Origin of the sequence: Mycobacterium pseudokansasii, from assembly GCF_900566075.1 — a bacterium.
Lineage (GTDB): Bacteria > Actinomycetota > Actinomycetes > Mycobacteriales > Mycobacteriaceae > Mycobacterium > Mycobacterium pseudokansasii.
Genome location: NZ_UPHU01000001.1, coordinates 3,533,547 through 3,560,309, shown reverse-complemented (window position 1 = coordinate 3,560,309; position 26,763 = coordinate 3,533,547). Strand labels below are relative to the sequence as shown.

The 26,763-nt window shown below is 66.9% G+C and carries 23 protein-coding genes and 4 pseudogenes; 18 read left to right on the top strand and 9 right to left on the bottom strand.

The genetic code is table 11. The features are described from left to right. Positions 1–121 precede the first annotated feature (121 nt). The 7 genes from pafA (at position 122) to EET10_RS16190 (ending at position 8,531) form a co-directional block, all read left to right on the top strand. Positions 122–1,480 carry a Pup--protein ligase gene (gene pafA / locus EET10_RS16220; protein WP_099184121.1) on the top strand — a complete coding sequence of 453 codons (1,359 nt, stop codon included), beginning with the start codon at positions 122–124 and terminating at the stop codon, positions 1,478–1,480. Positions 1,481–1,648: 168 nt separating this feature from the next. After that, entirely contained in the window at positions 1,649–2,647 is a 999-nt protein-coding gene (locus EET10_RS16215; protein ID WP_122502314.1) for a helix-turn-helix transcriptional regulator, read from the top strand. Continuing rightward, a complete protein-coding gene (locus EET10_RS16210) occupies positions 2,644–3,612 on the top strand; it encodes a helix-turn-helix transcriptional regulator (protein WP_036406953.1) in 969 nt (322 codons plus the stop codon). Before EET10_RS16215 ends, EET10_RS16210 begins: the two co-directional genes overlap by 4 nt. Positions 3,613–3,679: 67 nt before the next feature. Further along, positions 3,680–3,946, top strand: coding sequence for a Sec-independent protein translocase subunit TatA (gene tatA, locus EET10_RS16205; RefSeq protein ID WP_036406955.1), 267 nt, complete (start codon positions 3,680–3,682; stop codon positions 3,944–3,946). 138 nt (positions 3,947–4,084) lie between these two features. Beyond that, a complete protein-coding gene (gene tatC, locus EET10_RS16200; protein ID WP_023364669.1) occupies positions 4,085–4,942 on the top strand; it encodes a twin-arginine translocase subunit TatC in 858 nt (285 codons plus the stop codon). Positions 4,943–4,963: 21 nt separating this feature from the next. Continuing rightward, positions 4,964–7,690 carry a DEAD/DEAH box helicase gene (locus EET10_RS16195; protein ID WP_036406961.1) on the top strand — a complete coding sequence of 909 codons (2,727 nt, stop codon included), beginning with the start codon at positions 4,964–4,966 and terminating at the stop codon, positions 7,688–7,690. Between the two features lie 58 nt (positions 7,691–7,748). Next, positions 7,749–8,531, top strand: a complete 783-nt coding sequence (locus EET10_RS16190) for a DUF4333 domain-containing protein (protein ID WP_036406964.1) — start codon at positions 7,749–7,751, stop codon at positions 8,529–8,531. Positions 8,532–8,545: 14 nt separating this feature from the next. Here the strand turns inward: EET10_RS16190 and EET10_RS16185 are convergent, their stop codons facing one another. Then, positions 8,546–9,505 (bottom strand): 5'-3' exonuclease, encoded by a 960-nt coding sequence (locus EET10_RS16185; RefSeq protein WP_036406967.1) that lies wholly within the window; start codon positions 9,503–9,505, stop codon positions 8,546–8,548. 46 nt (positions 9,506–9,551) lie between these two features. Between EET10_RS16185 and EET10_RS16180 the strand changes: the two genes are divergently transcribed. Next, a complete protein-coding gene (locus EET10_RS16180) occupies positions 9,552–10,673 on the top strand; it encodes a M24 family metallopeptidase (RefSeq protein WP_122502313.1) in 1,122 nt (373 codons plus the stop codon). A gap of 28 nt (positions 10,674–10,701) precedes the next feature. Continuing rightward, positions 10,702–12,942, top strand: coding sequence for an alpha/beta hydrolase-fold protein (locus tag EET10_RS16175; protein ID WP_122502312.1), 2,241 nt, complete (start codon positions 10,702–10,704; stop codon positions 12,940–12,942). 27 nt (positions 12,943–12,969) lie between these two features. On the opposite strand, the gene EET10_RS16170 is transcribed toward EET10_RS16175, so the two are convergent. The 3 genes and pseudogenes from EET10_RS16170 to EET10_RS16165 all read right to left on the bottom strand — a co-directional run. Further along, positions 12,970–13,311, bottom strand: a complete 342-nt coding sequence (locus EET10_RS16170; protein WP_244601972.1) for a hypothetical protein — start codon at positions 13,309–13,311, stop codon at positions 12,970–12,972. Between the two features lie 191 nt (positions 13,312–13,502). Beyond that, positions 13,503–13,667: a hypothetical protein gene (locus EET10_RS29685; RefSeq protein ID WP_167480185.1), complete on the bottom strand. Its 165-nt coding sequence runs from the start codon at positions 13,665–13,667 to the stop codon at positions 13,503–13,505. A gap of 163 nt (positions 13,668–13,830) precedes the next feature. Continuing rightward, positions 13,831–14,484 (bottom strand): annotated as a pseudogene (locus EET10_RS16165) (ExeA family protein); the annotation flags it as partial. Between the two features lie 99 nt (positions 14,485–14,583). Here EET10_RS16165 and EET10_RS29235 point away from each other — a divergent pair. The 3 genes from EET10_RS29235 to EET10_RS16160 all read left to right on the top strand — a co-directional run bounded on the left by EET10_RS29235 (position 14,584) and on the right by EET10_RS16160 (position 17,245). Continuing rightward, positions 14,584–14,784: a hypothetical protein gene (locus EET10_RS29235; RefSeq protein WP_136623063.1), complete on the top strand. Its 201-nt coding sequence runs from the start codon at positions 14,584–14,586 to the stop codon at positions 14,782–14,784. 78 nt (positions 14,785–14,862) lie between these two features. Beyond that, complete coding sequence (locus EET10_RS29680) at positions 14,863–15,033, top strand: hypothetical protein (RefSeq protein ID WP_167480138.1); 171 nt, start codon at positions 14,863–14,865, stop codon at positions 15,031–15,033. Next, positions 15,026–17,245, top strand: coding sequence for a recombinase family protein (locus EET10_RS16160; RefSeq protein WP_036407760.1), 2,220 nt, complete (start codon positions 15,026–15,028; stop codon positions 17,243–17,245). The genes EET10_RS29680 and EET10_RS16160 overlap by 8 nt, the downstream gene beginning before the upstream one ends. 141 nt (positions 17,246–17,386) lie before the next feature. Here the strand turns inward: EET10_RS16160 and EET10_RS16155 are convergent. Together EET10_RS16155 and EET10_RS16150 are read right to left on the bottom strand one after the other, a co-directional pair. Continuing rightward, a pseudogene (locus EET10_RS16155) lies at positions 17,387–17,560 on the bottom strand (ExeA family protein); the annotation flags it as partial. Beyond that, positions 17,557–18,345: pseudogene (locus EET10_RS16150) on the bottom strand (Mu transposase C-terminal domain-containing protein); the annotation flags it as partial. The pseudogenes EET10_RS16155 and EET10_RS16150, both read right to left, overlap by 4 nt. Before the next feature lie 155 nt (positions 18,346–18,500). On the opposite strand from EET10_RS16150, the gene EET10_RS16145 reads away from it, so the two are divergent. The 5 genes from EET10_RS16145 (at position 18,501) to EET10_RS16125 (ending at position 23,329) form a co-directional block, all read left to right on the top strand. After that, complete coding sequence (locus EET10_RS16145) at positions 18,501–19,142, top strand: hypothetical protein (RefSeq protein WP_122502311.1); 642 nt, start codon at positions 18,501–18,503, stop codon at positions 19,140–19,142. Beyond that, entirely contained in the window at positions 19,099–20,499 is a 1,401-nt protein-coding gene (locus tag EET10_RS16140; RefSeq protein WP_122502310.1) for an IS1380 family transposase, read from the top strand. Before EET10_RS16145 ends, EET10_RS16140 begins: the two co-directional genes overlap by 44 nt. A 186-nt stretch (positions 20,500–20,685) precedes the next feature. Continuing rightward, complete coding sequence (locus EET10_RS16135) at positions 20,686–21,417, top strand: tyrosine-type recombinase/integrase (RefSeq protein WP_122502309.1); 732 nt, start codon at positions 20,686–20,688, stop codon at positions 21,415–21,417. Continuing rightward, positions 21,414–22,343, top strand: a complete 930-nt coding sequence (locus EET10_RS16130) for a tyrosine-type recombinase/integrase (protein WP_036404012.1) — start codon at positions 21,414–21,416, stop codon at positions 22,341–22,343. The genes EET10_RS16135 and EET10_RS16130 overlap by 4 nt, the downstream gene beginning before the upstream one ends. Further along, on the top strand, positions 22,340–23,329 hold the full coding sequence (locus EET10_RS16125) for a tyrosine-type recombinase/integrase (RefSeq protein WP_122502308.1): 990 nt from the start codon (positions 22,340–22,342) through the stop codon (positions 23,327–23,329). The genes EET10_RS16130 and EET10_RS16125 overlap by 4 nt, the downstream gene beginning before the upstream one ends. Positions 23,330–23,409: 80 nt before the next feature. Here EET10_RS16125 and EET10_RS16120 read toward each other — a convergent pair. The 3 genes and pseudogenes from EET10_RS16120 to EET10_RS16110 form a co-directional block, all read right to left on the bottom strand. Continuing rightward, positions 23,410–24,081, bottom strand: a pseudogene (locus EET10_RS16120) (DDE-type integrase/transposase/recombinase); the annotation flags it as partial. Positions 24,082–24,195: 114 nt separating this feature from the next. After that, positions 24,196–24,789: a hypothetical protein gene (locus EET10_RS32340; RefSeq protein WP_036404345.1), complete on the bottom strand. Its 594-nt coding sequence runs from the start codon at positions 24,787–24,789 to the stop codon at positions 24,196–24,198. 318 nt (positions 24,790–25,107) lie between these two features. Next, complete coding sequence (locus tag EET10_RS16110) at positions 25,108–25,569, bottom strand: hypothetical protein (RefSeq protein WP_122502812.1); 462 nt, start codon at positions 25,567–25,569, stop codon at positions 25,108–25,110. Positions 25,570–26,408: 839 nt separating this feature from the next. Between EET10_RS16110 and EET10_RS29230 the strand changes: the two genes are divergently transcribed. Then, entirely contained in the window at positions 26,409–26,726 is a 318-nt protein-coding gene (locus EET10_RS29230) for a hypothetical protein (RefSeq protein ID WP_136624742.1), read from the top strand. Positions 26,727–26,763 lie beyond the last annotated feature (37 nt).

Below are 26,763 nucleotides of genomic sequence, written 5' to 3'. Positions count from 1 at the left end.
CCTAATCCCCGCTATCGGGGCCTGCCCAGCCAGGCGGTGCCGCGCACCGGTCAGACTGGGTCGGCCGACCACGGCGCGGCTTGCTCACCGCCGAGTCACGACAACCAGTACCCTCGATTACGTGCAGCGACGAATCATGGGCATCGAGACCGAGTTCGGTGTCACCTGCACCTTCCACGGCCATCGTCGGCTCAGCCCCGACGAGGTCGCGCGCTACCTGTTCCGCCGGGTGGTGTCCTGGGGGCGCAGCTCCAACGTTTTCCTGCGCAACGGCGCACGCCTCTACCTCGACGTGGGCAGTCATCCCGAATACGCCACCGCCGAATGCGACAGCCTGGTGCAGCTGGTCACGCACGACCGGGCCGGTGAATGGGTGCTCGAGGACCTGCTCATCGACGCCGAACAGCGCCTTGCCGACGAGGGCATCGGCGGGGACATCTACCTGTTCAAGAACAACACCGATTCGGCGGGCAACTCCTACGGTTGCCATGAGAACTACCTGATTGTGCGGGCCGGCGAGTTCTCCCGCATCTCCGACGTGCTGCTGCCTTTCCTGGTCACCCGCCAGCTGATCTGCGGGGCCGGCAAGGTGCTGCAGACGCCCAAGGCCGCGACGTTCTGCCTGTCCCAGCGTGCCGAGCACATCTGGGAGGGGGTATCCAGCGCCACCACCCGATCACGTCCGATCATCAACACCCGCGACGAGCCGCACGCCGACGCCGAGAAGTACCGGCGGCTGCATGTCATCGTCGGCGACTCCAACATGTGTGAGACGACCACCATGCTCAAGGTGGGCACCGCCGCGCTGGTCCTGGAAATGATCGAAGCCGGGGTGGCCTTCCGTGATTTTTCGCTGGACAACCCGATCCGCGCCATCCGCGAGGTCAGCCACGACGTCACCGGTCGCCGGCCGGTGCGGCTGGCCGGGGGACGCCAGGCCAGCGCGCTGGACATCCAGCGCGAGTATCACGCCCGCGCCGTCGACCATCTGCAGAACCGGGAACCCAACCCGCAGATCGAGCAGGTCGTCGACCTGTGGGGGCGCCAGCTCGACGCGGTCGAGAGCCAAGATTTCGCCAAGGTGGACACCGAGATCGACTGGGTGATCAAACGGAAGCTGTTCCAGCGCTACCAGGACCGCTACAACATGGAGTTGTCCGACCCGAAGATCGCCCAGCTGGACCTGGCCTACCACGACATCAAGCGGGGGCGCGGCGTCTTCGACCTGCTGCAGCGCAAGGGCCTGGCGGCACGCGTCACCACCGACGAGGAGATCGCCGACGCCGTCGACCACCCGCCGCAGACCACGCGCGCCCGGCTGCGCGGTGAGTTCATCAGCGCCGCGCAGGCCGCCGGCCGCGATTTCACCGTCGACTGGGTACATCTCAAACTCAACGACCAGGCGCAGCGCACCGTGCTGTGCAAGGACCCGTTCCGTTCGGTGGACGAGCGGGTCAAACGGCTGATCGCCAGCATGTGACTCGCGGCTCACCGGTTGCGGGTGGTCGAACCGCAACTGTGATAGCGCATGTGCCACCACGATTGAGAAGCACTCCCGCCCTCCAACGCGACATTGATGTGGCAGCTGTGACTATTGAGACGGCACGGCTAATGCAGGCGACGGGTGGGGGCATCTAACCTGGTGTAAATGGCGACCTCGAAAGTCGAACGGCTGGTCAATCTCGTCATCGCGCTGCTGTCTACTCGCGGCTACATCACCGCCGAGAAGATCCGCGCCACCGTGGCGGGATATGCCGATAGCCCGACCGCCGAGGCGTTCTCCCGGATGTTCGAGCGCGACAAGAACGAACTGCGCGACCTCGGCATCCCGCTGGAGGTCGGCAAGGTGTCGAATCTGGACCCCACGGAGGGCTACCGCATCAACCGTGACGCCTATGCGCTGCCACCCGTCGACCTGAACCCGGACGAGGCGACCGCCGTTGCCGTCGCCACCCAACTGTGGGAGTCGCCGGAACTGATCACCGCGACCCAGGGCGCGTTGCTCAAGCTGCGGGCCGCTGGAGTAGACGTCGACCCCCTGGACACCGGGGCGCCGGTGACCATCGCCTCGCCGGCCGGGCTGACCGGGCTGCGCGGATCCGAACACGTGCTGGGAATCCTGTTGTCCGCCATCCACTCTCGGCAGGCGGTGCAGTTCCCGCATCGGTCGTCGCGGGCCGAGCCGTACACCACCCGCACCGTCGAGCCGTGGGGCGTGGTCACCGAGAGGGGCCGCTGGTATCTCGTCGGCCACGACCGCGACCGCGACGCCACCCGCGTTTTCCGGCTGTCGCGGATCGGTGGGGAGATCACCCCGATCGGCCCGGCCGGCGCGATCACCGTGCCCGACGACGTCGATCTGCGCGGCATCGTGGCCGCGAAGGTCACCGAGGCGCCAACCGGTGTGCAGGCCACGGTCTGGGTCGCCGACGGCCGGGCCACCGCGCTGCGCCGAGCCGGGCGACCCGTCGGTCCCCGGAGACTGGCCGGTCGCGACGGCGACGTCATCGAACTCGACATCGGATCCAGTGACCGGTTGGCGCGCGAGATCGCCGGCTACGGAGCCGACGCGATCGTCTTGGAGCCGGCCGCCCTGCGCGACGACGTGCTGGCCCGATTGCGTGCTTACGCCGAGGCAGCGCTATGACGGCCGTGTCCGCCCGGCTGGTGCGGCTGCTCAACATGGTGCCGTACTTCCAGGCCAACCCGCGGATCACCCGCGCGGAAGCCGCCGCAGACCTCGGGGTGTCGGCCAAGCAGCTCGAGGAGGATCTCAACCAGCTGTGGATGTGCGGACTGCCCGGCTATTACCCGGGAGACCTCATCGACTTCGAGTTCTCCGGGGACACCATCGAGGTGACGTTCTCGGCGGGCATTGACCGCCCGTTGAAACTGACGTCTCCGGAGGCCACCGGGCTGCTGGTGGCCCTGCGCGCGCTCGCCGACATCCCGGGCGTCGTCGATCCGCGGGCGGCCCGCAGCGCGATCGCCAAGATCTCGGCGGCGGCCGGCGCGGCCGGCCCCGACAGCACGGTTTCGGCCGCCGACCAACCCGCGCCGGCCGAGCACGCGGCCGCGGCGACGGTGCGCGCAGCGGTGCGCGACAAACGGGCGCTGACCATTGACTACTACTCGGCGTCGCACGACACCCTCACCACCCGGACCGTCGATCCCATCCGGGTGCTGCTGATCGGCGGCCACAGCTACTTGGAGGCCTGGTCGCGCGAGGCCGAAGGGGTTCGGCTGTTCCGGTTCGACCGGATCGTCGACGCCTCCGAGCTGGACGAGCCGGCCGCACCGCCGGAACCAGCGCTGCAGGCGCCGCCGGACACGGCGCTGTTCGACGCGGATCCGTCGCTGCCGTCGGCAACGCTGCGGGTGGCGGCCTCGGCGTCGTGGATGCTGGAGTACTACCCGATACGGGAGCTGCATGAGCTGCCCGACGGGTCCTGTGAGGTGGCCATGACCTACGCCTCGGAGGAGTGGATGACTCGTCTCATGCTGGGCTTCGGCTCCGATGTGCAGGTGCTGGCGCCGGAATCGCTCGCCCGGCGCGTGCGGGCGGCCGCGGAGGCCGCAGTGCAGGCCTATCGGGCCGCTGTGCACCAGTGACGGCGCGGCCGGGCGGCTTGGCAGCTCTGCTGCGGTAACATCGGGTCAACGTCTGGAGGTAATCAAAGTGGGCAGTCTTAGTCCGTGGCACTGGGCGATCCTCGCCGTCGTGGTGATCGTGCTGTTCGGCGCCAAGAAGCTCCCCGATGCGGCGCGGTCGTTGGGCAAGTCGATGCGCATCTTCAAGTCCGAGATCCGGGAAATGCAGAGCGAAACCAAAAACCAGCCGCCCGCCCTCGACACCAACCCGGCCAGCCCGATGCCGGTGCAGTCGCAACGAGTCGAGCCGCCGGCGAGCACTGAGCCGGGTCACACCGAGGCGCGGCCGGCTTAGCCCGGCACCACCGTCTCGGTGCCCAAGCGTCACTGATCGAACGTGGGGAATGGTTTCCGGGCCTCAGCGCGTGCCGCCACTGTTCTTAAACGGCTGAACCCCCGTAGCAGGCGCAGCCGCGTCAATCCTGACGCAACGATGTCGCTGGTCGATCATCTGACCGAGCTGCGGACCCGGCTGCTGATCTCGCTGGCGGCCATCCTGATCACCACGATTTTCGGGTTCATCTGGTATTCGCATTCGGTGTTCGGGCTGCAGAGCCTGGGCGAGTGGCTGCGCCATCCCTATTGCTCGTTGCCGCAGTCGGCGCGGGCCGATATCAGCGCCGACGGGCAATGCCGGCTGCTGGCCACCGCGCCGTTCGACCAGTTCATGTTGCGGCTCAAAGTGGGGATGACGGCCGGCGTCGTGCTGGCCTGTCCGGTCTGGTTCTACGAGCTGTGGGCATTCATCACGCCGGGGCTGTACAAGAAAGAGCGCCGCTTCGCGGTGGCGTTCGTGATCCCGGCGGCGGTGCTGTTCGTGGCCGGTGCGGTGCTGGCGTATCTGGTGCTGTCCAAGGCGCTGGGCTTTCTGTTGACCGTCGGTAGCGACGTTCAGGTGACCGCACTGTCGGGCGACCGGTACTTCGGCTTCCTGATCAACCTGCTGGTGGTGTTCGGGGTCAGCTTCGAATTTCCTCTGCTGATCGTGATGCTCAACATGACGGGCATGCTGACCTATGAACGGCTCAAGTCCTGGCGGCGCGGCCTGATCTTCACCATGTTCGTGTTCGCCGCGGTGTTCACGCCCGGATCCGACCCCTTCTCGATGACCGCCCTCGGGGTGGCACTGACCGTGCTGCTCGAGCTGGCCATCCAGATCGCCCGGCTGCACGACAAGCGGAAAGCCAAGCGGGAGGCGCTGATTCCCGATGATGAAGCGTCGGCCATCGATTCCCCCGAGCCGGTACCGGCGCCCTCGGTCATCGGCGGATCACATGACGACGTCACGTAGGGACCGCATCAGGGCGGTGGTGTGACAGATCTGCCCGAGCTGGCGCGGTTCACTGCCGAGCTGCCGTTCGCCCTCGACGACTTTCAGCGGCGCGCCTGTGCCGCCCTGGAATGTGGCCACGGTGTTCTGGTCTGCGCGCCCACCGGCGCGGGCAAGACGGTGGTCGGCGAGTTCGCCGTACACCTGGCCCTGGCGGCCGGGGGCAAATGCTTCTACACCACACCGCTGAAGGCCCTGAGCAACCAGAAGCACACCGACCTGACGGCGCGCTACGGCCGCGACCAAATCGGACTGCTGACCGGAGATCTCTCCGTCAACGCCAACGCGCCCGTGGTGGTGATGACCACCGAGGTGCTGCGCAACATGCTCTACGCCGATTCTCCTGCGCTGCAAGGCCTTTCCCATGTGGTGATGGACGAGGTGCATTTCCTGGCCGACCGGATGCGCGGGCCGGTGTGGGAGGAGGTCATCCTGCAACTGCCCGACGAGGTGCGGGTGGTAAGCCTGTCGGCGACGGTCAGCAACGCCGAAGAGTTCGGCGGCTGGATGCAGACCGTGCGGGGCGACACGACCGTCGTCGTCGACGAGCACCGGCCGGTGCCGCTGTGGCAGCACATCTTGGTGGGCAAGCGCCTGTTCGACCTGTTCGACTATGACACCGACGCACAGCAGCCGCGGGTCAACCCGGACTTGGTGCGCCACATCGCGCATCGCCGTGAGGCCGACCGGATGTCGGACTGGCAGCCGCGGCGGCAGGGGGGACGAGGAGGCCCGGGACGGCCGCGCTTCCACCGTCCGCTGCCGCGGCCGGAGGTGATCGCGAAGCTCGACTCCGAGGGGTTGTTGCCGGCGATCACGTTCGTGTTCTCCCGGGCCGGGTGCGACGCCGCCGTCCAGCAGTGCCTACGCTCGCCGCTGCGGCTCACCGGCGAGGACGAGCGCGCCCGGATTGCCGAGGTGATCGACCACCGCTGCGGCGATCTGGCCGACGCCGACCTGGCCGTACTCGGCTACTACGAGTGGCGCGAGGGCTTGCTGCGCGGTCTGGCCGCCCACCATGCCGGGATGCTGCCGGCATTCCGGCACACCGTCGAGGAGCTTTTCGCCGCCGGCCTGATCAAGGCGGTGTTCGCCACCGAAACGTTGGCGCTGGGCATCAACATGCCGGCCCGCACCGTGGTGCTCGAGCGGCTGGTGAAGTTCAACGGTGAGCAGCATCTGCCGCTGACGCCGGGGGAGTACACGCAGCTGACCGGCCGGGCCGGCCGGCGCGGTATCGATGTCGAGGGTCACGCGGTGGTGATCTGGCATCCCTCCGACAACACCAGCGAGCCCGCCGAGGTTGCCGGCCTGGCCTCCACCCGGACCTTCCCGCTGCGCAGCTCGTTTGTCCCGTCGTACAACATGACGATCAACCTGGTACACCGGATGGGTCCGGAGCAGGCGCACCGGCTGCTGGAGCAGTCATTCGCCCAATACCAGGCCGACCGATCCGTCGTCGGACTGGTCCGCGGCATCGAACGCGGCAAACGATTGCTCGACGAGATCGCCGCCGAACTCGGTGGTCCGAACGCGCCGATCCTCAACTATGCGCGGCTTCGCGCCCAGGTGTCGGAGCTGGAGCGTTCGCAGGCCCGCGCGTCCCGGTTGCAGCGCCGCCAGGAAGCCAACGATGCGCTGGCGGCGCTGCGCAAGGGAGACATCATCACCATCACGCACGGCCGGCGCGGCGGGCTGGCGGTGGTGTTGGAGTCCGCCCGCGACAGCGCCGACCCGCGGCCGCTGGTGCTGACCGAAAACCGGTGGGCCGGGCGCATTTCGTCGGCCGACTATTCGGGTGGGGTGCCGCCGGTCGGATCGATGGCACTGCCCAAGCGCATCGAATACCGCCAGCCGCGGGTGCGCCGGGATCTGGCGTCGGCGCTAAGATCGGCCGCCGCGGGCCTGCCCGCGCCGGCTGATCGCCGCGGCAAGAAACGCGCGCGTCATGACCCGGATCTGGAGTCGCTGCGCCAACAACTGCGCCGCCATCCCTGCCACCACGCTGCCGATGTCGAGGTTCAGGTTCGCCAGGCGGAGCGCTACCTGCGCATCGAACGCGACAACGCGCAGCTGCAGAGCAAGGTTGCCGCGGCCACCAACTCGTTGGCCCGCACCTTCGACCGGATCGTCGGCCTGCTGACCGAGCGGCAGTTCATCCATGGACCGCCGACCGATCCCGAGGTCACCGACGACGGCCGGTTGCTGGCTCGCATCTACAGCGAAAGCGACCTGTTGGTGGCCGAGTGCCTGCGCACCGGCGCCTGGGCGGGCTTGAAGCCGCCGGAGTTGGCGGCGGTGGTTTCGGCGGTGCTCTACGAATCGCGCGGTGGTGAAGAGCCGTCCGGTGTGGAGGCACCCACACCGGGGTTGCGCCAGGCGCTCAGGCAGACCGCGAGGCTGTCGGCGCAGTTGCGCGCCGACGAGCAGACGCACCGGATCAGCCAGAGTCGGGAACCCGACGACGGCTTCGTCACCGTCATCTATCGTTGGGCGCGCACCGGTGATCTTGCGGCCGCATTGGCTGCCGCTGATGTCAGCGGCACCGGATCCCCTTTGTCGGCAGGCGATTTCGTGCGCTGGTGCCGGCAAGTGCTCGATCTGCTGGACCAGGTGCGTAACGCCGCCCCGGACCCCGAGGTGCGCGCTGCGGCAAAGCGCGCCATCAACGACATCCGGCGCGGCGTCGTCGCAGTTGACGCCGGGTAGGCTGGCCCGGAGCTACGGTTATGTCCGGAATGTGACCGCAGGAGGACCAGGAGAAACGATGAGCGGACCGCAGGGATCAGACCCGAGGCAGTCGTGGCAGCCGCCGGGGCAGGGCGATCATTCCTCGGACCCGACCATGGCCGGGTCACCGTGGCAGCAGCAGCCAACTCAGGACGCGACGTGGCAGGCTCCGGCCTACACGCCCGCGGAGTATCCGCAGTATCAGCAGCCGGTGGACCCGGCGTATCCGCAGCAGTATCCGCAGTCCGCCCCCGCCTACGGGCAGCCCGATTTCGGTTCGCAGCCCACCCAATTCGGGGCACCTCCGCAGTTCGGCCAGCCCGGGCAGTACGGTCAGGCGGCCCCGCCCGGCCAATACGGCCAGCCGCCACAGTACGGCCAGCCCGGCCAGTACGGGGCGCCGGGCCAGCCCGGCCAATACGGTCAGCCCGGTCAATATCCCGGGCAATACGCTCCCTACGACCAGTCGGCTAAGAGCTCCAAGCGTTCGATGGCGATCATCGGCGGTGTCGTCGGCGTGATCGCCGTGCTGGTCATCGGCGTCGTCTTGGTGCTCGGTTTCTGGCAGCCCGGGTTCTTTGTCACCACCAAACTAGATGTGAACAAGGCGAACGCCGGCGTCCAGCAGATCCTGACCGACGAGACCAACGGCTACGGCGCCAAGAACGTCAAGGACGTCAAGTGCAACAACGGGGCTAACCCGACCGTCAAGAAGGGCGCCACCTTCGACTGCACCGTCAGCATCGACGGCGCGTCCAAGCACGTGACGGTGACGTTCCAGGACAACAAGGGCACCTATGAGGTCGGCCGGCCGCAGTAGCGGTCACGATGCTGTCATGGTGGCAGTGCGTCCAGTGCCTTCTGTAGCCGGGTGATCGATGACCCGACGCCGTAGCGAGTCGCCAGTTCGGCAGTGCGCGCCGGGTCGGCGGCGACCAGCGGTAGGGCATCGGTGGGCGTCGAAAGCTGCACCGGGGAGTCGGTGGCCACTCGCACCACCGAACCGGCGACCTCGATGTAGTCCGATGCGCCAAGCACTTTCGCTCGCAAACTCTTGGCCATCCCCGACCTGGGGTCGTGAGCGGCGGCCATGATCTGATCCAGCGAGCCGTGCGCGGCCAGCAGGGCGGCTGCCGTCTTCTCGCCGACGCCGGGTACCCCGGGCAGCCCGTCGGAGGGATCGCCGCGCAGCAACGCCAGTTCGGCGTAGGCCGATCCGGCCCGATCCGCCGGCAAGCCGTACCGTTCGGCCACCTCGGCGGGCCCGAACAGGGTGGCTTTGGACAGCCCGCGCCCGAGGTAGAGCACCCGAACCGGCACCGGATCGTCGGCCACCACCTGCAGTAGGTCGCGGTCGCCGCTGACGACGACCACCGGATCGGTGCGTTCCTGCGCCGTCAGGGTGCCGATCACGTCGTCGGCCTCGAAGCCCGGTGCGCCGGCCGTCGGGATCCCGTATGCCTCAAGAAGTTCCATGATCATGTCAACCTGTGGGGTGAGGTCGTCGGGCACCTCCTCGATGTCGGGCCGGCCTTCGGGCTCGGTTACGGCGACGCGGTGTGCCTTGTAGGACGGGATGAGGTCCACCCGGAACTGTGGCCGCCAGTCCAGATCCAGGCACACCACCAGCCGGCCGGGCCGCTGCTGGGTGATCACCACCGCCATCGAGTCGATGAACCCGCGCACGGCGTTGACCGGCCGGCCGTCAGGGGCGGTGATCGACGACGGCACGCCGAAGAACGAGCGAAACCACATGCTGGCGCCGTCCAGCAGCAGCAGCAGGGGAGCGGGCATGTGGGCAATCCTGCCAGGCCCGCCGGGCGCGGTTAGCCTGGCTGCCATGAACTCTCGCCGATTCGACTCCGAAGTGTACGCGCGACGGTTGGCTGCGGCGGCCGCCAGGACCGCCGGCGCCGGTCTGGCCGGCCTGGTGATCACCCCGGGCTACGACCTGCGCTACCTCATCGGTTCGCGCGCGGAGACGTTCGAGCGGCTCACCGCGCTGGTGTTGCCGGCCTCGGGTGAGCCGACTCTCGTCGTGCCGCGGCTGGAGCAGGCCAGCTTCACGGAGTCTGCCGATGCTCTGGGGCTGGGCGTGCGGACCTGGGTCGACGGGGATGATCCCTACCGATTGGTGAGCGCCGCGTTGGGCGGCGGCCCGGCGCCGACGGGAGTCAGTGATTCCATGCCGGCTTTGCATCTGCTGCCGCTGGCCGCTGCGTTGGACATGCTGCCGGTGTTGGCCACCGATGTGCTGCGCGAGCTGCGAATGATCAAGGAGGAAGCCGAGATTGACGTGCTGCACGAGGCGGGTGCGGCCATCGACCGGGTGCATGCCCGAGTGCCGGAGTTGCTGGTGCCGGGCCGTACCGAGGCCGACGTCGCCGCCGATATTGCCGAAGCGATTGTCGCCGAAGGGCATTCGGAGGTGGCGTTCGTCATCGTCGGCTCCGGCCCGCATGGTGCCGACCCGCATCACCGGTTTTCGGACCGCGCACTGCAGGCGGGCGACATCGTCGTCGTCGACATCGGGGGGACCGTCGAGCCCGGATACCACTCCGACTGCACCCGTACCTACAGCATCGGCGAACCCGATCTAGTTGTGGCGCAGCACTATTCGGTTCTGCAGCGGGCGCAGCGCGCCGCGTTTGAGGCCGTGCGCCCCGGTGTAACCGCCGCCCAGGTCGACGCCGCGGCCCGTTGCGTGCTGGCCGAGGCTGGTTTGGCCGACTATTTCGTGCACCGCACCGGGCACGGCATCGGGCTGTGCGTGCACGAAGAGCCCTACATCGTGGCCGGCAATGACGTGGCGCTGGCTGCGGGCATGGCGTTTTCCATCGAGCCGGGGATCTACTTCCCGGGCCGGTGGGGGGCCCGCATCGAGGACATCGTGGTGGTAACCGGGGACGGTGCCCTGTCGGTCAACCACCGGCCGCACGAGCTGACGGTGGTGCCGGTTTGATGTCGGCGGTGCCGGGTAGGTTGGCGTCGTGTCGCTGTTGGATCTGACTCTGCTTCCGTTGCGTATCGCCCGCCACGTCGCCGATGTGGTGGTCCGCCCCGCGTCGCCGGCGCCTCCTGCCGAATTGGTCGTGGTCGACGGGATGCCGGAGGGGGTGCCGCCGGCCGCGCGCAAACCCGAGCCGAAGCTGCCGGTGCCGTCGGGATGGCCGTTCGGCGAGGAGTTCCCGCGTACCTGCGGGGCGGCTCGGGTGGCCGGCGGGGCGTTGTTCTGGACCGACTTTCTCTACGACGACCACGGTGCGACGGGTCTGCCGGTCGGAGATCTGAAAGTCCAGGCGCCGCCGCGGGGCACCTACGTCTATCCGGCCGGGCCCGCGGCCGGCAACGGCGCCGACATCTTCCGCGTCGCGATCGGGCTCACCGAGACCCACACCTGGTGGCGCGTCGACTGGAACACGCTGGTGGACGCGACCGTGCCGATCGCGCTGTTCACCTTCGACACCGACCGGGGCCGGGCCGCCTCGGCCGACTGGCCGGCCGGGGCGGGGGTGCGTTCGGCAGGCATCGACATGGCCCTGCTGGTGTCGGGCCGCAGCGCCCGGCTGATCGACCTGACCACACAGGTTGCCACGCCCGTCGAGCACAGCGTCGACCTGCCGGCGCGGTCGTTTCTGGCGCAGGTGCCGCGGTCGGCGCTGGAGCCCACCGGCACCTGGACGGTTCGGCTGGCCGCGGGACTGGCCAACGCCGCAGGCGACGGGTTCGCCGACGTGCCCGCCGAGCGCGGCGCGCTGCCCGGTCAGCCCAACGTCTACAACGTCGCCTTCCGTACCCATGACCAGGAGAAGCCGCATCTGAACTTCTGGTCCGACGCGGCCCAGGCCGCCGCGCTGACCAGCGGCGACATCTCCGAGTTCGCGGTGGCGGTGCAGTGGGACCGGCTGGCGGCCCGTGAGACCGCTGCCGAACCGGTGATCACCGGACCGTCGACCCGCTGGTACGTGTCCTCGGTGGAGCTGGGTCAGGGTGTTGCCGATGGCACTGTTCTGGACACCGATCCGCAGTTTCTGGGTCGGGTGCAGCCGTATTCGGTGTGTCTGCCGTCGACGTATGCGCCCGGGCAGGCGCTACCGCTGACGCTGTTGCTGCACTCGCTGGCGCTGGGGCAAACGCAGTTCGCCGCGATTGACCCGCGCCTGCTGCACGAGGTGTGCGAGACTCGCGGCTCGGTGGTGGTCACGCCGCTGGGCCGGGGCCCGTCGACGTGGTACTTCGACGCCGGCGAACTCGACGTGTGGGAAGTGTGGGCGCGGGTGGCCGAGCAGTTGGGCACCGATCCCAACCGCACGGTCATCTCGGGATATTCGATGGGCGGTTATGCCGCCTACAAGCTGGGGCTGACGTACCCGGAGGTGTTCGCCCAGGCCGTGGTGCTAGCCGGGCCGCCGACATGTGGGGTGCGGCTGCTGCCCAACGTCGACATTCCGGCCGACTTGAACCTCGATTCGCATTGTGCCCGTGAGGGCGACACCTGGGAGCTGCTGGGAAACGCTCGCTGGTTGCCGTTCGTCATCGCCCACGGGTTGCTCGACGAGTTGGTTCCGTTCGCCTCGGCCGCCGAGCAGGTGCTGGAACTGGACCGGCTGGGTTATCGCTACCGGTTTACCGTCTATCCGCTCGAGGATCACATCGCCTGGGTACTACAGGACAAGTTCGACGATCCGATCGCGCACATGGGAACCGGTCTGCGCCAAGCGGATCCGGGTCACATCACGTTTGCGTGGTATCCGCAATTGGTGCGTGCGGACCTCGGTATCGGGCCGCACCAGGTGTGGTGGTTGTCGGAGCTGATCGCCGATCCCGCCGTGACTGCCCGGCGCGGCGCTACCGCGGAGGTCGATGCCCGCTCGTATGCGCGGCCGGACCCGATGCACAGCATTCGCCGGCACCGCGGCTTTGTCCCGCACTTCGACCCGACACCGGGGCTCTACACCGAATTGGATTGGCGGGTGGACGGTCCGGCTCCGGTGCTGCCGTATCTGACGTTGCGGCTCACCGGAGTCGCCAGCCTGACGGTCGATGTCGAGCGGGCCGGGCTGGCGTCGTTGCCGTCGTCGACGATAGCGGTGGCCACCGACACCGCGGTGCAGCTCACCCTTGGCGGTTTGGCTGACGGCGTGCAGGTGCGCCTGGATGGTCAGGCGGCCGGGTCGACGGTGGCGATACCTGCTGGGCGGCACCAGATTTCGTTGGTGCGAACGGGATAATGAGCGCGGCGGCAGCTAGCCGCAGCTTCACTGGCCGCGAAGCTGGTCTTTGATGCTGAACCCGTTGCTGTCAGTGCGGTGGTTATTCATATTGCGGCATTCGCCGGAAAGCTCGATCGCCCCATCGGCGCCGAGAAATGGACTTACGCCGATAGTTGCCATGACACCATCTTTGTGAATCACCGTTCCGAACACGTGCTGTCCCGGCGGGCCGGACGACCAACAGTGAGCCACCATCGTCGCCGCAACTTGCTCGAAGTAGCTGCTGTGGTCGATGCCAAGCGGAACGATGAAGGTCATGTCGACCCGACCACGGTAGGGTGGATCGCCCTGATCGTTGCAGGACTCCCAGCTGAACTCCTGAAACATCTTGCAGCCCTGCTATTTTTGCGATCTGCTTGGCCGGCTCGATCACCTGGGCCATGGCCTGCTCGTCAGAGAGCGGATGCTCGGGGCGATCAGCATCGTACGCAAACGGATACATCAGTGAACAACCTCCCAACAGGAAAACCATTGTCAGCGCTGCGGCCGCAAGCCGCAGTAGGCCTGCCCGCCGACAGTTACTTGAACTCGTGGTCATTGGTGACGGAGTCCCCTGTCCGGTCCCATTCGCGGTCGACGGTGACGGGTGTGGTGATCTCGACGTGCGGTAGCGGAATCGTTCCAAACGGGGTATGTATCTCGGTCGGTGTGGTATCCGCTTGTTTGGCTCTGTGGGCGGGCACATGTTGAGCGTCACTCAGGATGACGATGACGGCGTCATTGGGATTGAAGTGATCACGTTAAGGAGGACGGCCCGCTGGGCATGTTGAGCGGGGCCGTTGTGGGCGTGTTGACGGCGTTGTCGCCGGGCTGACGCGGTGGTGGTCGGGTTGAGGCGGACTGGGTTCAATCCGTGGCGGTTTCGGTGATGGCGATGCGTGCTGCCTTTTCGTCGACGATGCTGTGGTCGGCGGCGAACGCGGCGGTCAGTGCGTGTAGGGCCAGGTTGTTGACCGCGCGGGGGTGACCGCGCGAGGCGTTGTGGATCAGCCCGATGGCGTCTTCGGAGAACAGGGTGTCGGCTCGTCCGGAGATTTTGCAGTGGTGGCGAATGTAGTCAGCGGTGTCGGCGCCGTTCATCCCGGCGATGTGATATCGGACGGCGATGCGCTGATCCAGCGCGGCGAGCACGCCCAGCCGCAGCCGCTGGCGCAGACCGGGTTGGCCGATCAAGACGACCGCGAAGGGCGATCCGGAGTCCATGTCGTGGTTGGTCAACAGTCGGATCGCTTCGAGCTGATGGTTGTCCAAGAGGTGGGCTTCGTCGACGACCAGGACGGGGTTTCGGCCCCGTTCGGCGTGTTCGGTGGCAAGGGCTTCAGCGGCTTGTGGCGTGAGGGCGGAGCGGTGGAAGGCCGGGGTGTGCCCGAGGGTGGCCACGATGTGTGTGAGCATGCCGCGCACTCCGACGGTGGGGTTGGCCAGGTAGATGAACACGTGGCGGGACGGATCCAGGCTGGCGGCGCTCGCCCGCACGGCTACGGTCTTGCCTGCGCCGACAGCGCAGGCGACAGACTGCAACAGCTTCGCGCGGTGCTGCCGTGCGAGATCACGGTAACTGATCGCGCGCACCCATTGTACGGGGAACAGTTGCGAGCGTTGTCATTTCGTCGACGACAGGGCGTGCTGAGGCTGGTGGTCGTGCTGCCGGACGGCACGCCGGGCATGGTGGCGGCCGACGCGACGGATGTCTTCGGTAGCGACGCCGCCGTGTTGGCGGGGTTGGCGACGACGTTGTCGGTCGAGGGGGTTCGACGGTTGCGGTCCCGGCTGGCGCGTGACACGGGCGTGTCGTCGTGACCGGGTCCGACCAGTTACGGCCGGGATGGGCAAGGCTCACCTCACTGGATCCGCGCCAACGAGACCAGGAGGTGAGCCGTGCGAGGAGTCAGGATAGCGGCCGCGGTGCAACTGCGGCTGCCGTGGGAGCAGGAGCGTGTCGCCGGGAGCTGGGAGCAGCTGCCGGAACCCACACGGGCGCAAGTGTTGTCGCTGCTGGCCCGGATGATCGCCAGGGGTGTGCTGGCCGAGGACGGCAGCGATGGCTGAGCTGACCAAGATCCGGGCAACGCACCTGCAACGACAGGCGTGGGTGTATGTGCGGCAATCGACGATGACGCAGGTGCGGGAAAACACCGAAAGCCTCAACCGGCAATACGAACTCGCGCAGCGAGCGCAGCACTTGGGGTGGCCAGCTGACCGGGTACGGGTGGTCGATGACGACCTGGGTTGTTCGGGCGCGGATGCGAACGCACGCAACGGGTTTCAGGAATTGGTCGCCGCGGTCGGGTTGGGGCAGGTCGGCCTGGTGCTGGGCATCGAAGTGTCTCGGTTGGCGCGCTGCAACGCAGACTGGTATCACCTGCTGGATCTGTGCGCGATGACCGACACCCTGATCGCCGACGCGGACGGGATGTATCACCCCGGTGACTACAACGACCGGCTCGTGCTTGGGTTGAAGGGCACGATGAGCGAGGCTGAGCTGCACGTGCTGCGGTCGCGGCTCAATGCCGGGCTGCGGCACAAGGCCGCGCGGGGCGAGCTGCGCCAACTGCTGCCGGTGGGGCTGGACTATGACCAGGACGACCGGGTGGTGCTCAGCCGGGATGAGGCGGTCCGCGCCGCGATCACGGCGGTGTTCGACCGGTTCGACGAGCTGGGTTCGGCGCGTCAGGTGGTGCTGTCGCTGCGTGCGGATGGCCTGCGGCTGCCGCGCCGGTCCGCCGGCGCGCGGGTCATCCGCTGGGCCGAGGCGACCTACCCGGCGGTCCACGATTTTTTGACCAACCCCGCCTATGGTGGGGCGTACGTGTTCGGGCGAACGAAGGTGAGTCGGCGTCTGGACGAGGCCGGCCGCATCGTGGTCCGCGATCAGGAATTGCCGCGTGAGCAGTGGGAGGTGACCATCCCGGATCATCATCCCGGCTATGTGTCCTGGCAGACCTATCTGGCCAACCAGGATCGGTTGCGCGCCAACGTGCACCCGCCCAAAGGGCAGGGCGGCGGGGCGGTGCGTGAGGGCCGCGCCTTGCTGCAGGGGCTGGTGGTGTGCGGCAAGTGCGGGCGGCGGATGCTGGTCGGCTACTCCGGCCCCGATGGCCGAGTCCCACGGTATCTGTGCGCGCAGGGACTGCGGTTGTACGGCTCGGCGCGCAGCTGCCAGAGTCTGAGCGGACGCCGCCTGGACGCCGCCGTGGTCGAGGAGATGTTCACCGTGTTGCAGCCGGCCGCGTTGGCGGCCACCGCCGCCGCACTGGCCGAGGCCGAGGATCAGCATGCCCGGCGGGTGCGCGCGTTCGAGCTGGGCGTCGAGCGGGCCCGTTACGAGGCCCAGCGAGCCCGCCGCCAGTTCGACGCGGTCGAGCCGGAGAACCGGTTGGTCGCCCGCAGCCTGGAACGCGACTGGGAAGTACGGCTGGGCACGCTACGTCAAGCCGAGGCCGACCTGGCCGCGCAGCAGTCCCGGCGGCCGGCGGTGCTCACCGAGGAAGAGGTGGCCTGGCTATCCCACGCGGGTGCTGACCTGCGGGCGGTGTTCGACGCCGACACCACCACCATCCGAGAACGAAAGCAGTTGCTGCGGTTGCTGATCGGTGAGGTCGTCATCAACGTCGACCGCGACGCTGGTCAGGCCGCGATCCGGATCCGGTGGGAAGGCAGCGCTCATACCGATATCACCGTCGCGTTGCCGCGCCGCGGCGTGGACAGCGCGATCCGCACCGAGGCCGACACGCTGGAGCGTATTCGACGGCTGGCCGCCCACTACGACGACGCGACGATCGCGCGCCTGCTTGCCCGGCAAGGCGTGATCACCGCGACCGGGTTGCCGTTCACCCGCGACCGGGTCGGCAGCCTGCGCCGCAAACACCGGATCGCCGGTCCCAGCGAACCTGTCGGACCCATCGACGAGGATGTGCACATGGTCAGCATCGCCGAAGCCCAGACGCTGCTGGGCACCTCCCGAGCCACCCTCTACCGGTGGCTGGCCAGCGGGTTCATCCGCGGCGAGCAGCACGGCCCCGGCGGCCCGTGGCGAATCCGCATCGACGCCGAGCTGCAAGCCAAGATCACCCCGGACGCGCCCGAGGGATGGGTTGGGCTCGAAGCTGCTGCCCGCCGACTCGGCGTTGCCAAACAGACTGTCCTGGACCGGATTCAACGCGGCGAGCTCAACGCGGTGCATGTCAACCGCGGCCAACGCAAGGGCCTGGCCATCCAACTGCCACCACCGGAAGATGCTTTGTTCGCTGCAACGCCATGAAACGCCGAGGCCAGCGTGTCGCATCCGGTCCAGAGCACCCGGTCGCACCATCTGCGTGACCATGAAAACCCATAACAACGCAGCATCCGGCCCGAATCTGGACCGGATGAGACAACCAGGGAAAGGAAATTAGTAGTGAGAACCCGGCTCGACCTCGCCGGTGATCACCCCGATCGCGTGCTGGTCCACACACCAGCTGATGCGGGCGACCGCCTCACCGTGGCCGCTATGGCGGTGCAGCATGCTCGGTGCCAGGTCACGCCCGAACGGCATCCGGGTGAATCCCCAATGTGATTGCAGCCGTTGGATACTCATGCCGACATTTCTCCTTGTGAGTCGATGTTGTTTTCGATGTCATCGATGGATAGCTGGCCGGGGATTTCGCTGTCATCGCCGTAAAGGGCGTGGTATCCGATGCGTTCGTCGTGTCGTAGCTGCTCCTCGTGGGTGGCCGCGGTCAACGACAAGTAGTCGATCCCGGTCGCTGCCGGCGGCTCGGGTTCGGGTGTCTCGGGTTTGGCTTTCGGGTGGGTGTGACGGGAGATCTTGTGCGGCAGGGCTTTCCCATAGGACTTGTCGTGGTAGCGGACCTCGATGGTTTCCAGGTCAAATGGGCAAAACACCAGCTCTACCCGACGTCCGACCAGCGCTGGATCGACCTGGTAGGTGTTGGTGTGCAGCGACACGGTGGCGGTCTTGGTGACCACGCGGTATTCCGACCACAAAAACGCCTCGGTCAGCTCGTCAGCGCTGGGCATGGCCGGGACGCGGCCAACCCGGTCCCAGCCGGCCTGCCAGCGCGCCAGCGGTGCTTGTCCGGTTTCGGTATGGGTACGGCGGTGATATTCGGTTTCTACCCAGGCCATAAACAACCGGTTGAGCTCCAACAACGCGGTGGCGTCATCGACGCCGGCGGCGACGAGGTCCTCGCTGGTGGTGTCGGTGACCTCGACGAGGAACTGTTGGCGCACGCTACGAAACCAGCGTTCTATCTTTCCCCGTCCTTGAGGACGACCTGGTTGAGAATGAACCAGGCGCACACCGAGTTTCGCGCAGGCCCGCAGCAGCCACGCATCGACGAAGGCGCTGCCGTTGTCGACGCAATGCCGATATCGGCATTGCGTCGATTATGCCGACCTCACGATTATGCCGACGTTTCTGGGTAGCTGCTGGTCAGCGACGTGAGAAGGGTTGAACTGTCGGCATAATCAGGACTGATATCTCCTTCGACGGGTTTCTGACGAAGGAGGATGTGATGGGCAAGCCGGTCAGCAAGGTCACCGACGTTCGGTTCGAGGGTCCGCTCGCGCCGTTCGCGGATGGCTTTCGGGATAAGTTGCGGCAGTTGGGATATACGCAGTTGTCGGCGGTGCACCAGCTGCGGCTGTTGGCGCACTTGAGTCGCTGGCTGGACGAGCACGGCTGGTCGGGCCGGGATCTGACCGAAGGATGTGTCGTCGAGTACCTGGCCTCACGCCGCGCGACTGGTTATACGCTTCACCGCGGCCGGCGTGCGATGGTGCCGCTGCTCGACTTCCTTGTCGCGCAACATGTCACGCCGATCGCGCCGCCGCCACGTCCGCCGTCGAATGGGGTCGAGGCTCTGCTGGGCGGGTTCGAGCGTTACCTCGCGTCGGAGCGGGTGTTGTCGCGGTCCACGATCACGGCGTACATCGCTCGCGGTCGGCGGTTCCTGGTCGACTACACCATCGACGGCAAGGTGAGTGCGCTAAGCCTGAATCCGTGGATCGGCTGGTGGTTTGATCGGCGTGTGAACAGCGAAAATGCCTTCTGGCCTGGGATAATACGAGTGCTGAAGTCGTCTTTTTCCAGTGTTCAGGAAGGCATTTTCGGTGCATTCATCGTATACGTTCACTCTCGGGTCGGCGGTGTTTGACGAGCCGAATCTGGTGTCGGCCGCGGGTTTGGTTCCGGTGCTGGAATTGGCTGAGCAGACCGGGCTTTCGGAATTGATCGGTGAGCATGTGGATCTGCCGTCGACACGGGTGGCCTCCGGTGCGGTCAACCCGGTCGGGAAGCTGACCTCGATCATCGCCGGGATGATGTGCGGCGCGGACTGCATCGACGACGTCGACGTGTTGCGTGCCGGCGGCACGCCACGGGTGTTCAACGAGGTGTATGCGCCCTCGACATTGGGGATCTTCTTGCGCGAGTTCACTTTCGGGCATGCCAACCAGCTCGCGGCCGTGGCTCGCGCGCATCTGGTGGCGCTCGCGCAGCGGGTGCCGCTGTTGCCCGGCATCGAAGAGCGCGCCTTTTTGGACATCGACTCGCTGCTGCGTCCGGTCTACGGGCGCCATAAGCAGGGTGCTTCGTTCGGGCACGCCAAGATCGCCAGCCGTGCGCTGCTGCGGTTGGGTCTGTCGCCGCAGATCACCACGATCTCGACCGCGCAGGCCCCACCGGTGATCGCCGAGGCGCGGCTGCGCAGCGGTAAGGCCGGCTCCGGCCGCGCCGCGGCCTGGCAGGTCAAACAAGCCATCACCACCGCCCGCGGGTGCGGGGCCGGCAAGATCATGCTGCGCGGCGACACCGCGTTCGGCAATAAAAAGGTGATCGGCGCCTGCATCGCCGAAGGCGTCGAGTTCTCCCTGTCGATGACCCGAAATCGGGCCATTACCACCGCGGTCGAGGGCATCGACGAGGCCGCCTACACCCCGGTGCACTACCCGGGCGCGGTCGAAGACCCTGACACCGGGGCGCTGATCTCCGATGCCGAGGTCGCCGAAACTCCCTACACCCTACGGCTGGGGCGGGGCAAGAAGATCACGGCCCGACTGGTAGTGCGCCGGGTCAAAGACGCCCGCTACCCGGATGCGTTGTTTCCGGTGTGGCGCTATCACCCATTTCTGACCAACTCCGAGCTGCCCACTGCCGAGGCCGACATCACCCACCGCCGCCACGCCATCATCGAGACCACCTTCGCCGACCTGATCGATGGCCCACTGGCTCGGATCCCTTCAGGGCTGTTCGCCGCGAACTGCGCCTGGTTGGCCTGCGCGGTGATCGCCCATAACCTGCTGCGCGCCACCGGGACCCTCGCCGGCGGTCACCACATCGTGGCCCGCGGTGCCACCCTGCGCCGCGACCTGGTCAACGTGCCCGCCCGCTTCGCCGCACCGGCCCGCAAACCGATGCTGCACCTACCCGTCCACTGGCCCCGACAAGTCGAGTGGAAAGCCCTGTGGGACAGCGTCATCGGCTACCCGACTGCGCAACCCCGCGCCGCTTGACCAAGCGGCCAGCCCCTGTCCACCCCGCCATCCAGGCCCGACCCGAGGAACCCCTAAAGGAAAAGCTGGTGCAGGCCAGCGGATCACATACACGCCAAAGTGTCCACGCCCCAGCGCCACTCGCCCGAACCCGCCGATGACCACCCGAAATCATCGATCCACGGATTCAGGCTAAGGGCGGCGGATGTGACCCACGCGATCACCGCCGAGGCCGGGCGGGTGTCGGTGGGTGGGGTGCAGTACTACGTGGCCGCGGTAAGAGCGCTGCTGCGGTATTGCCATCTGCAGGGCCTCGTCGATGCGGACCTCTCGGCGGCGGCGTTGGCCGCGACCGGTCGCCGGATGTCACTGCTGCCCCGAGGAATCGGCGACCACGACGCGCCAGCGCTGCTGCACGCGTGCGATCGGCGCCGCCCGATCGGCCGCCGCGACTACGCGGTGCTGGTGGTGCTGTTGCGGCTGGGACTACGCGCCGGTGAGGTCGCCCGGTTGCGGCTCGACGACATCGATTGGCGGGCAGGTGTACTGGTCGTCCACGGCAAGGGCGGCCGAATGGATCGGATGCCGCTACCGTCCGACGTCGGCGCCGCGGTTACCGGCTATCTGCAACGCGGACGACCATCCACCGACCTGCGGGAGGTGTTCGTCACCGCCATCGCCCCGATTCATCCGCTCACCCGTGAAGCCGTCGGCGGCATCGTGCGCCGCGCGTGCGTGCGCGCTGGTGTGAGTCCGGTTGGGCCGCATCGGCTTCGGCACACGGCCGCGGTGCGGATGGTGCGGGCCGGGGTTCCGCTGCCGCACATCGGTCAGGCGCTGCGCCATCAGGGCCTGACCACCACCGCGGTCTACAGCCGCGTCGACATCGCCGCGCTGCGGATGCTGGCGCGGCCCTGGCCGATCGGAGACCCACGATGACCGCCGAGCTGCGCGCCCATCTCGACGACTACTTGCGGCTGCGGCGAGGGCTGGGATTCGCGCTGGCCGGCGACGGCCAGGTGTTGGCCCAATTCCTCGACTTCCTGCGCCAGCGGGCGTCGACATCGATCACGACCGAGGCTGCGATCGCGTTCGCGCGACTGCCGCGCAATGTCGACCCGGTCAACTGGTCGCACCGACTCGGCGCGATCCGCGGATTCGCCCGCTACCTGGCCACGATCGACCCGGCAACCGAAATCCCACCCACCAAGGTATTCCCCGGACAGGGCAAGCGGCCCACACCCTACATCTACACCGATGCAGAAATACAACGGATCCTGCACGCCGCCAACGACCTTCGCCCCGAGATGCGTGCCGCGACCCTACACACCCTACTGGGGCTGCTTGCAGTGACCGGCCTGCGGATCGGGGAAACACTGCCGCTGCGCCGTACCGACGTGGACCTGCGGGCGGGCGTGCTCACCGTCGCTGGCCGCAAGGCCGGCCACCCCCGCCTCATACCGCTGCACCCCAGCGCCGTCGAACAGCTGCGCCGCTACGCCCGCCGCCGCGACCGCCGGATACCGCCGCCGCGACGATCGGAGACGTTCTTTGTGGCCACCACCGGCGCCGCGCTGCGATACTCGTCGGTGCATGAGGCGTTCATCGAGATCACCACGACGATCGGACTACGCACCGCCACGGTCCGGCCCCGCGCACATGATCTTCGGCATGCCTTCACCGTGAGCTGCCTGCTGGACTGGTACCGATCCGGCGTCGACGTCGCGGCAATGATGCCGGTGCTGTCCACCTACCTCGGACACGTCAACCCGGCCAGCACCTACTGGTATTTGACGGCCACGCCCGAGTTGATGGGCCTTGCCGCGCAACGGCTGCAGGCGAGCAGACCCGGAGGCCGGCGATGACCGCGCTCGCCCCGATCCTGCAGGCCTACTTCACCGACCGGCTCATCGGGCAACTCCAGGCCAGCCCGAACACCATCGCCGGCTACCGCGACACGTTCCGGCTGCTGCTCGGCTATACCGCAACCCGCACCGCCAAACCGCCCAGCCAGCTCGACCTCGCCGATCTGGACGCGCCCTCGGTCGCCGGGTTCCTCGACCACCTCGAACACGATCGTGGCAACAGCGTGCGCACCCGCAACACCCGGTTGGCGGCCATCCACTCACTGTTCGGCTACGCCGCACTGCGCCATCCCGAACACGCCGCCTCGATCCAACGCGTGCTGGCGGTCCCGCCGAAACGCTTCCAACGCAACCTGATCACCTACCTCACCAACGAGGAGGCTGACGCGCTGCTGGCCGCCTGCGACCCCGACACCTGGGCCGGACGACGCGACCACGCGATGCTGGCGCTCACCTTGCAGACCGGGCTGCGGATCTCCGAACTGACCGCGTTGTCAGTCGCCGACCTGCAGCTCGGCCGCGGCGCGCACGTACACTGCATCGGCAAGGGCCGCAAACAGCGAAACACACCACTACTGCCCGACACCGTGGAAGTGCTGCGGGGCTGGCTCGCCGAACGTCGCGGCGCCCCCGACGACCCATTGTTCCCCACCAGCACCGGCAGATCGCTCAGCCGCGATGCGGTCGAGCGCCGAATCACGCTCTACACCAACCGCGCCCGCGGATCGTGTCCGTCGCTGCGCAGCAAGCGGGTCACCGCCCACACCCTGCGGCACTCCGCGGCCATGGCCCTGCTGCTCGCTGGTGTCGACATCACCGTCATCGCCTTGTGGCTTGGTCACGAACAGACTGCCACCGCCGAACTCTACCTGCACGCCGACATGACCCTGAAGGAACGCGCAATCGCCGCCACCGCACCCACCCACACCAAGCCCGGGCGATACCAGCCGCCCGATCCGATCCTCGCGTTCCTCGAAGGCCTCTGATTATGCCGATACCCCGCGACTGAACCCCCTGCACCACAACCGATCCCACTCAATATCGGCATAATCGTGAGGTCGGCATAATCGACGTAAATCCCGGCGGGAACACCGCGTGCGGCCAGCGCCGGGCGCAACGCCGCGGCCAGCCGCACCGTGTCTTCAGCGAAGCCGAACCGGTAGCCGACGGCCAGCCGCGAGTGATCGTCAAGGAAGGCAAACAGGTAAGTTTTGCGGTCACCGACCCGCGGCCCGTGCAGGGCGTCGCCGACCCAAATCTGGTTGGGGTCGGTGGCCTCGAACCGGCCGAACACCGCCGGGGCCTCACCAGCATTCGGGCCCGTCAACTCCAGTCGGTGGAAATGACGCAACAGGGTCGACTCAGAGGGCGTCCACCCGGTCGCGGTGCGCAGGATGCGGGCCACCTGCGCCACGGTGCGGGCCGGATTCTCCCGCTTGAGCGAGGCTGCCAGCTCCAGCACCTGGGCGTCGGTGCGCGCGGCCAGCCGCCGCGGCGCAGGTACCAGCGCCTCAAACCCGCCGCCGCGGTAGCGGCGGATCCAGCGGTCCAGCGTCTCGCGCGAGACCCGGGTCTGGTTTCCGAACGGGTCGGTGTGGGTAGCGGCGGCGATCTCGCGCACCAGCTTGCCGCGCTGCTTGGTCGATAGCCCCTCATCCAGGGCCGGACAGATCAGCTGATAGCGGAACAACCCGATCGCTTGGGCTCGCTCGCGGCGCTTGTGTTCCTCCAACGACACTTCGTGGTTCTCCTCTGCAATCCAAGGCCCGCCCGAACCGTCGTCGAGCAGCGCCTTGGCGAGGATCACCGATCACCCGGTGCCGGCGTCAGGGGCGATTCGTGTTGCCCAAGCTCAGCGCCGTGGTGGCGACCATGCCGGTGCCAGCAGCCGACCGGCGCTGACCGCGACCACCACCTGCTGCGGCGTCACCATGTCGACCAACCCGGCCGCACCGAAACGGAACCGCAGCGCCGCAGTCGCGGCTGTTACCGCGGCCACCAGGTCACGCCACGCACAACCCGTCGCATCCGGGATCGCCACGTCCACCCCGGCCGCGACCGCCACACCCACAAAGCAGACTCGAAGCGCTTCAAGCCGTGACCCTGCGCGGCGCAGCCAGCCCCGTACTGTCGCCGCCGGTATCTGCAGGCCGGCGCCGATCCGGCGATGCCCCGCGCCGGTAGCGCGGGCGGTCACCACAGCCCAAATCCGTTCCGCCGCATAGGCTCTACGTAACAACACCGTCACCGGCAACAACACATGGGTGACCGCGCAGGATCGACAACGCCCACGCCGCGGCCGCAGCGGATCACCGATTCCATCGATCTGGCGGACACGGGCATACCCCCACTTACCCAACACACCATCACGGCACGTCGGGCATCCGATCCCCCCAACTGCCAACCGCGACTCGACGCGGACAGGATCAGCCTCTACCGTCACCATCAGTGCCTCCAAGCACTACAGCGCGGCACCCCGCAAGCCAGCCAAGACTTTGGCGGGGTGCCGCGCACCCATCAGTTCCTCGTCACACTGATGGTGCACACGAACCAGATCAACCCCGCCAGCACACCGGCCGCCGCATCGGCAACCTCAATGACGAATGCCTACCCAGTGGTCGTCATCCCAAGAGACGGCCAACAGGCACATTCGTTCACCAGATAAGTAGCCGTCACGGCCGATAGGACTTTCGGCCATTTTGCGCAGGGCCTCGCTTTGCGAATTATGTTGGAGCAGGGGACTGCAGTGTCATTTTCGGTGGGCTTATGCTCCCAGTAACTGATCGGTCACGTCGTACCATTTTCCGTCGTGGCGGTGATCGTCAATATTGCGGCACTCACCGGAAAGCTCAACCGAGCCGGCCTTAATTGTCCCGCCGCTCTTCCCGATGATCGCCATGACACCGTCAGCATGGATTACCCTGCCAAAAAATCGCATTCCCGGAGGCGGACCTTCTGACCATCCCTGCGCCACCATGGCCGCGGCGATCTGCCCAAAGTAGGTATTGCTATCGGTACCAGCGGGTATATCAAATGAAATGTCCGCTCGGCCTCGGTAGGGCGGATCGCCCTGGTCGTTACACGATTCCCAGCCGAAGACTGCTGATACGTTCTGTAAATTAGCGGTTCTTGAGATTTGCTTAGCCGGATTTACCACCTGCGCCTTAGTCTGCTCGTCGGAAAGCGGCTGAGCGGGATGGTCCGGGTCGTGCAAGAATGGAAACATACTTGAGCATCCTCCTAATACAAGGACTACCGCGAGGAGCGCGGTGATTCGGCGAACCTTCATTTCGAATGCAACTGGTCTTCGATCGTGCACTAGTTTTGCCAACCATCTTCTAAGCCAAAGACAGCGGCGTTCACTCATTTCTGGCTGTACCACCCATTGCCGGAATCGCCTACTTGAACTCATGGTCATTGGTTAGGGAGTCTCCAGGCCGGTCCCATTCGGGGTCGACATTAACAGGTGTGATGATCTCGACGTGCGGTAGCGAAACGGTTCCAAAAGGGGTATGCATCTGGGTCGGGGTAGAGATTCGTTCTTCGGCTCGGGGTGGGGCTAGCATTCATTCAGTACGAGATGCGTTGGTGTCGTTCAGACTTCATCCTCCACGTAGCTGGTCGCTGTTATTGAGCCAGCGGNCGTGACGATGGTCGCGCATGTTGCGACACTCGCCGGGAAAGTTCGACATCGCCATCCGCGCCGAGAAAGGGGCTCACCCCGATGATTGCCATGACGCCATCTGTGTGGATCGCCGTTCCGAACGGGCGCAGCCCAGGTGGGGGGCCGGCCAACCAGCCATGCGCCACCATCGTTGCGGCCACTTGCTCAAAGTAGGCGATGCGATCCATGCCGGCGGGGACGTTAAACTTGACGTTTACGCGGCCACGGTAGGGCGGATCGCCCTGGTCATTGCAGGACTCCCACCCAAATTCTCCCGAGACATCCTGTAGTCCAGCTACTTTGGCGATCTGCTTCGCTGGCTCGATCACCTGGGCCATGGCCTGCTCGTCGGATAGCGGATGCTCGGGGGCGATCAGCATCGTGCGCAAACGGATACATCAGTGAACAACCTCCCAACAGGAAGATCGCGGTGGTCGAGCCTGCCAGGCGTACTCGCCACCGCCGGAATCCATCGTTCGAGCTCATGGTTTCGTTGGTGTGTTGTCGATGCGGTAAAGCCGTTGCGGGCACGGGTTTTATCCCGCATTCAGCTGGTCTTTGATGCTGACCGCGTTGCTGTCAGTACGGTGGTTGTTCATGTTGCGGCACTCGCCGAAAAGGTCGATAGCCCCGCCTTCTCGCCATCCGGGGATTATTCCGATGACTGCTGTGACGCCGTCTTTGTGGATCTGACCGCGCTCACTGAAATTCCCCACTGACGCTCATCGAAATTCCCCATCCGTGTGGCTCCGCCGA

Coding starts and splice junctions, on each gene's coding strand:
- EET10_RS16215 (WP_122502314.1), top strand. CDS start 1,649: ATGGCGACCTCGAAAGTCGAACGGCTGGTCAATCTCGTCATCGCGCTG.
- EET10_RS16210 (WP_036406953.1), top strand. CDS start 2,644: ATGACGGCCGTGTCCGCCCGGCTGGTGCGGCTGCTCAACATGGTGCCG.
- tatC (WP_023364669.1), top strand. CDS start 4,085: ATGTCGCTGGTCGATCATCTGACCGAGCTGCGGACCCGGCTGCTGATC.
- EET10_RS16190 (WP_036406964.1), top strand. CDS start 7,749: ATGAGCGGACCGCAGGGATCAGACCCGAGGCAGTCGTGGCAGCCGCCG.
- EET10_RS16185 (WP_036406967.1), bottom strand. CDS start 9,505: ATGCCCGCTCCCCTGCTGCTGCTGCTGGACGGCGCCAGCATGTGGTTT.
- EET10_RS16180 (WP_122502313.1), top strand. CDS start 9,552: ATGAACTCTCGCCGATTCGACTCCGAAGTGTACGCGCGACGGTTGGCT.
- EET10_RS16170 (WP_244601972.1), bottom strand. CDS start 13,311: ATGTTTCAGGAGTTCAGCTGGGAGTCCTGCAACGATCAGGGCGATCCA.
- EET10_RS16160 (WP_036407760.1), top strand. CDS start 15,026: ATGGCTGAGCTGACCAAGATCCGGGCAACGCACCTGCAACGACAGGCG.
- EET10_RS16145 (WP_122502311.1), top strand. CDS start 18,501: ATGGGCAAGCCGGTCAGCAAGGTCACCGACGTTCGGTTCGAGGGTCCG.
- EET10_RS16130 (WP_036404012.1), top strand. CDS start 21,414: ATGACCGCCGAGCTGCGCGCCCATCTCGACGACTACTTGCGGCTGCGG.
- EET10_RS16125 (WP_122502308.1), top strand. CDS start 22,340: ATGACCGCGCTCGCCCCGATCCTGCAGGCCTACTTCACCGACCGGCTC.
- EET10_RS32340 (WP_036404345.1), bottom strand. CDS start 24,789: ATGGTGACGGTAGAGGCTGATCCTGTCCGCGTCGAGTCGCGGTTGGCA.
- EET10_RS16110 (WP_122502812.1), bottom strand. CDS start 25,569: ATGTTTCCATTCTTGCACGACCCGGACCATCCCGCTCAGCCGCTTTCC.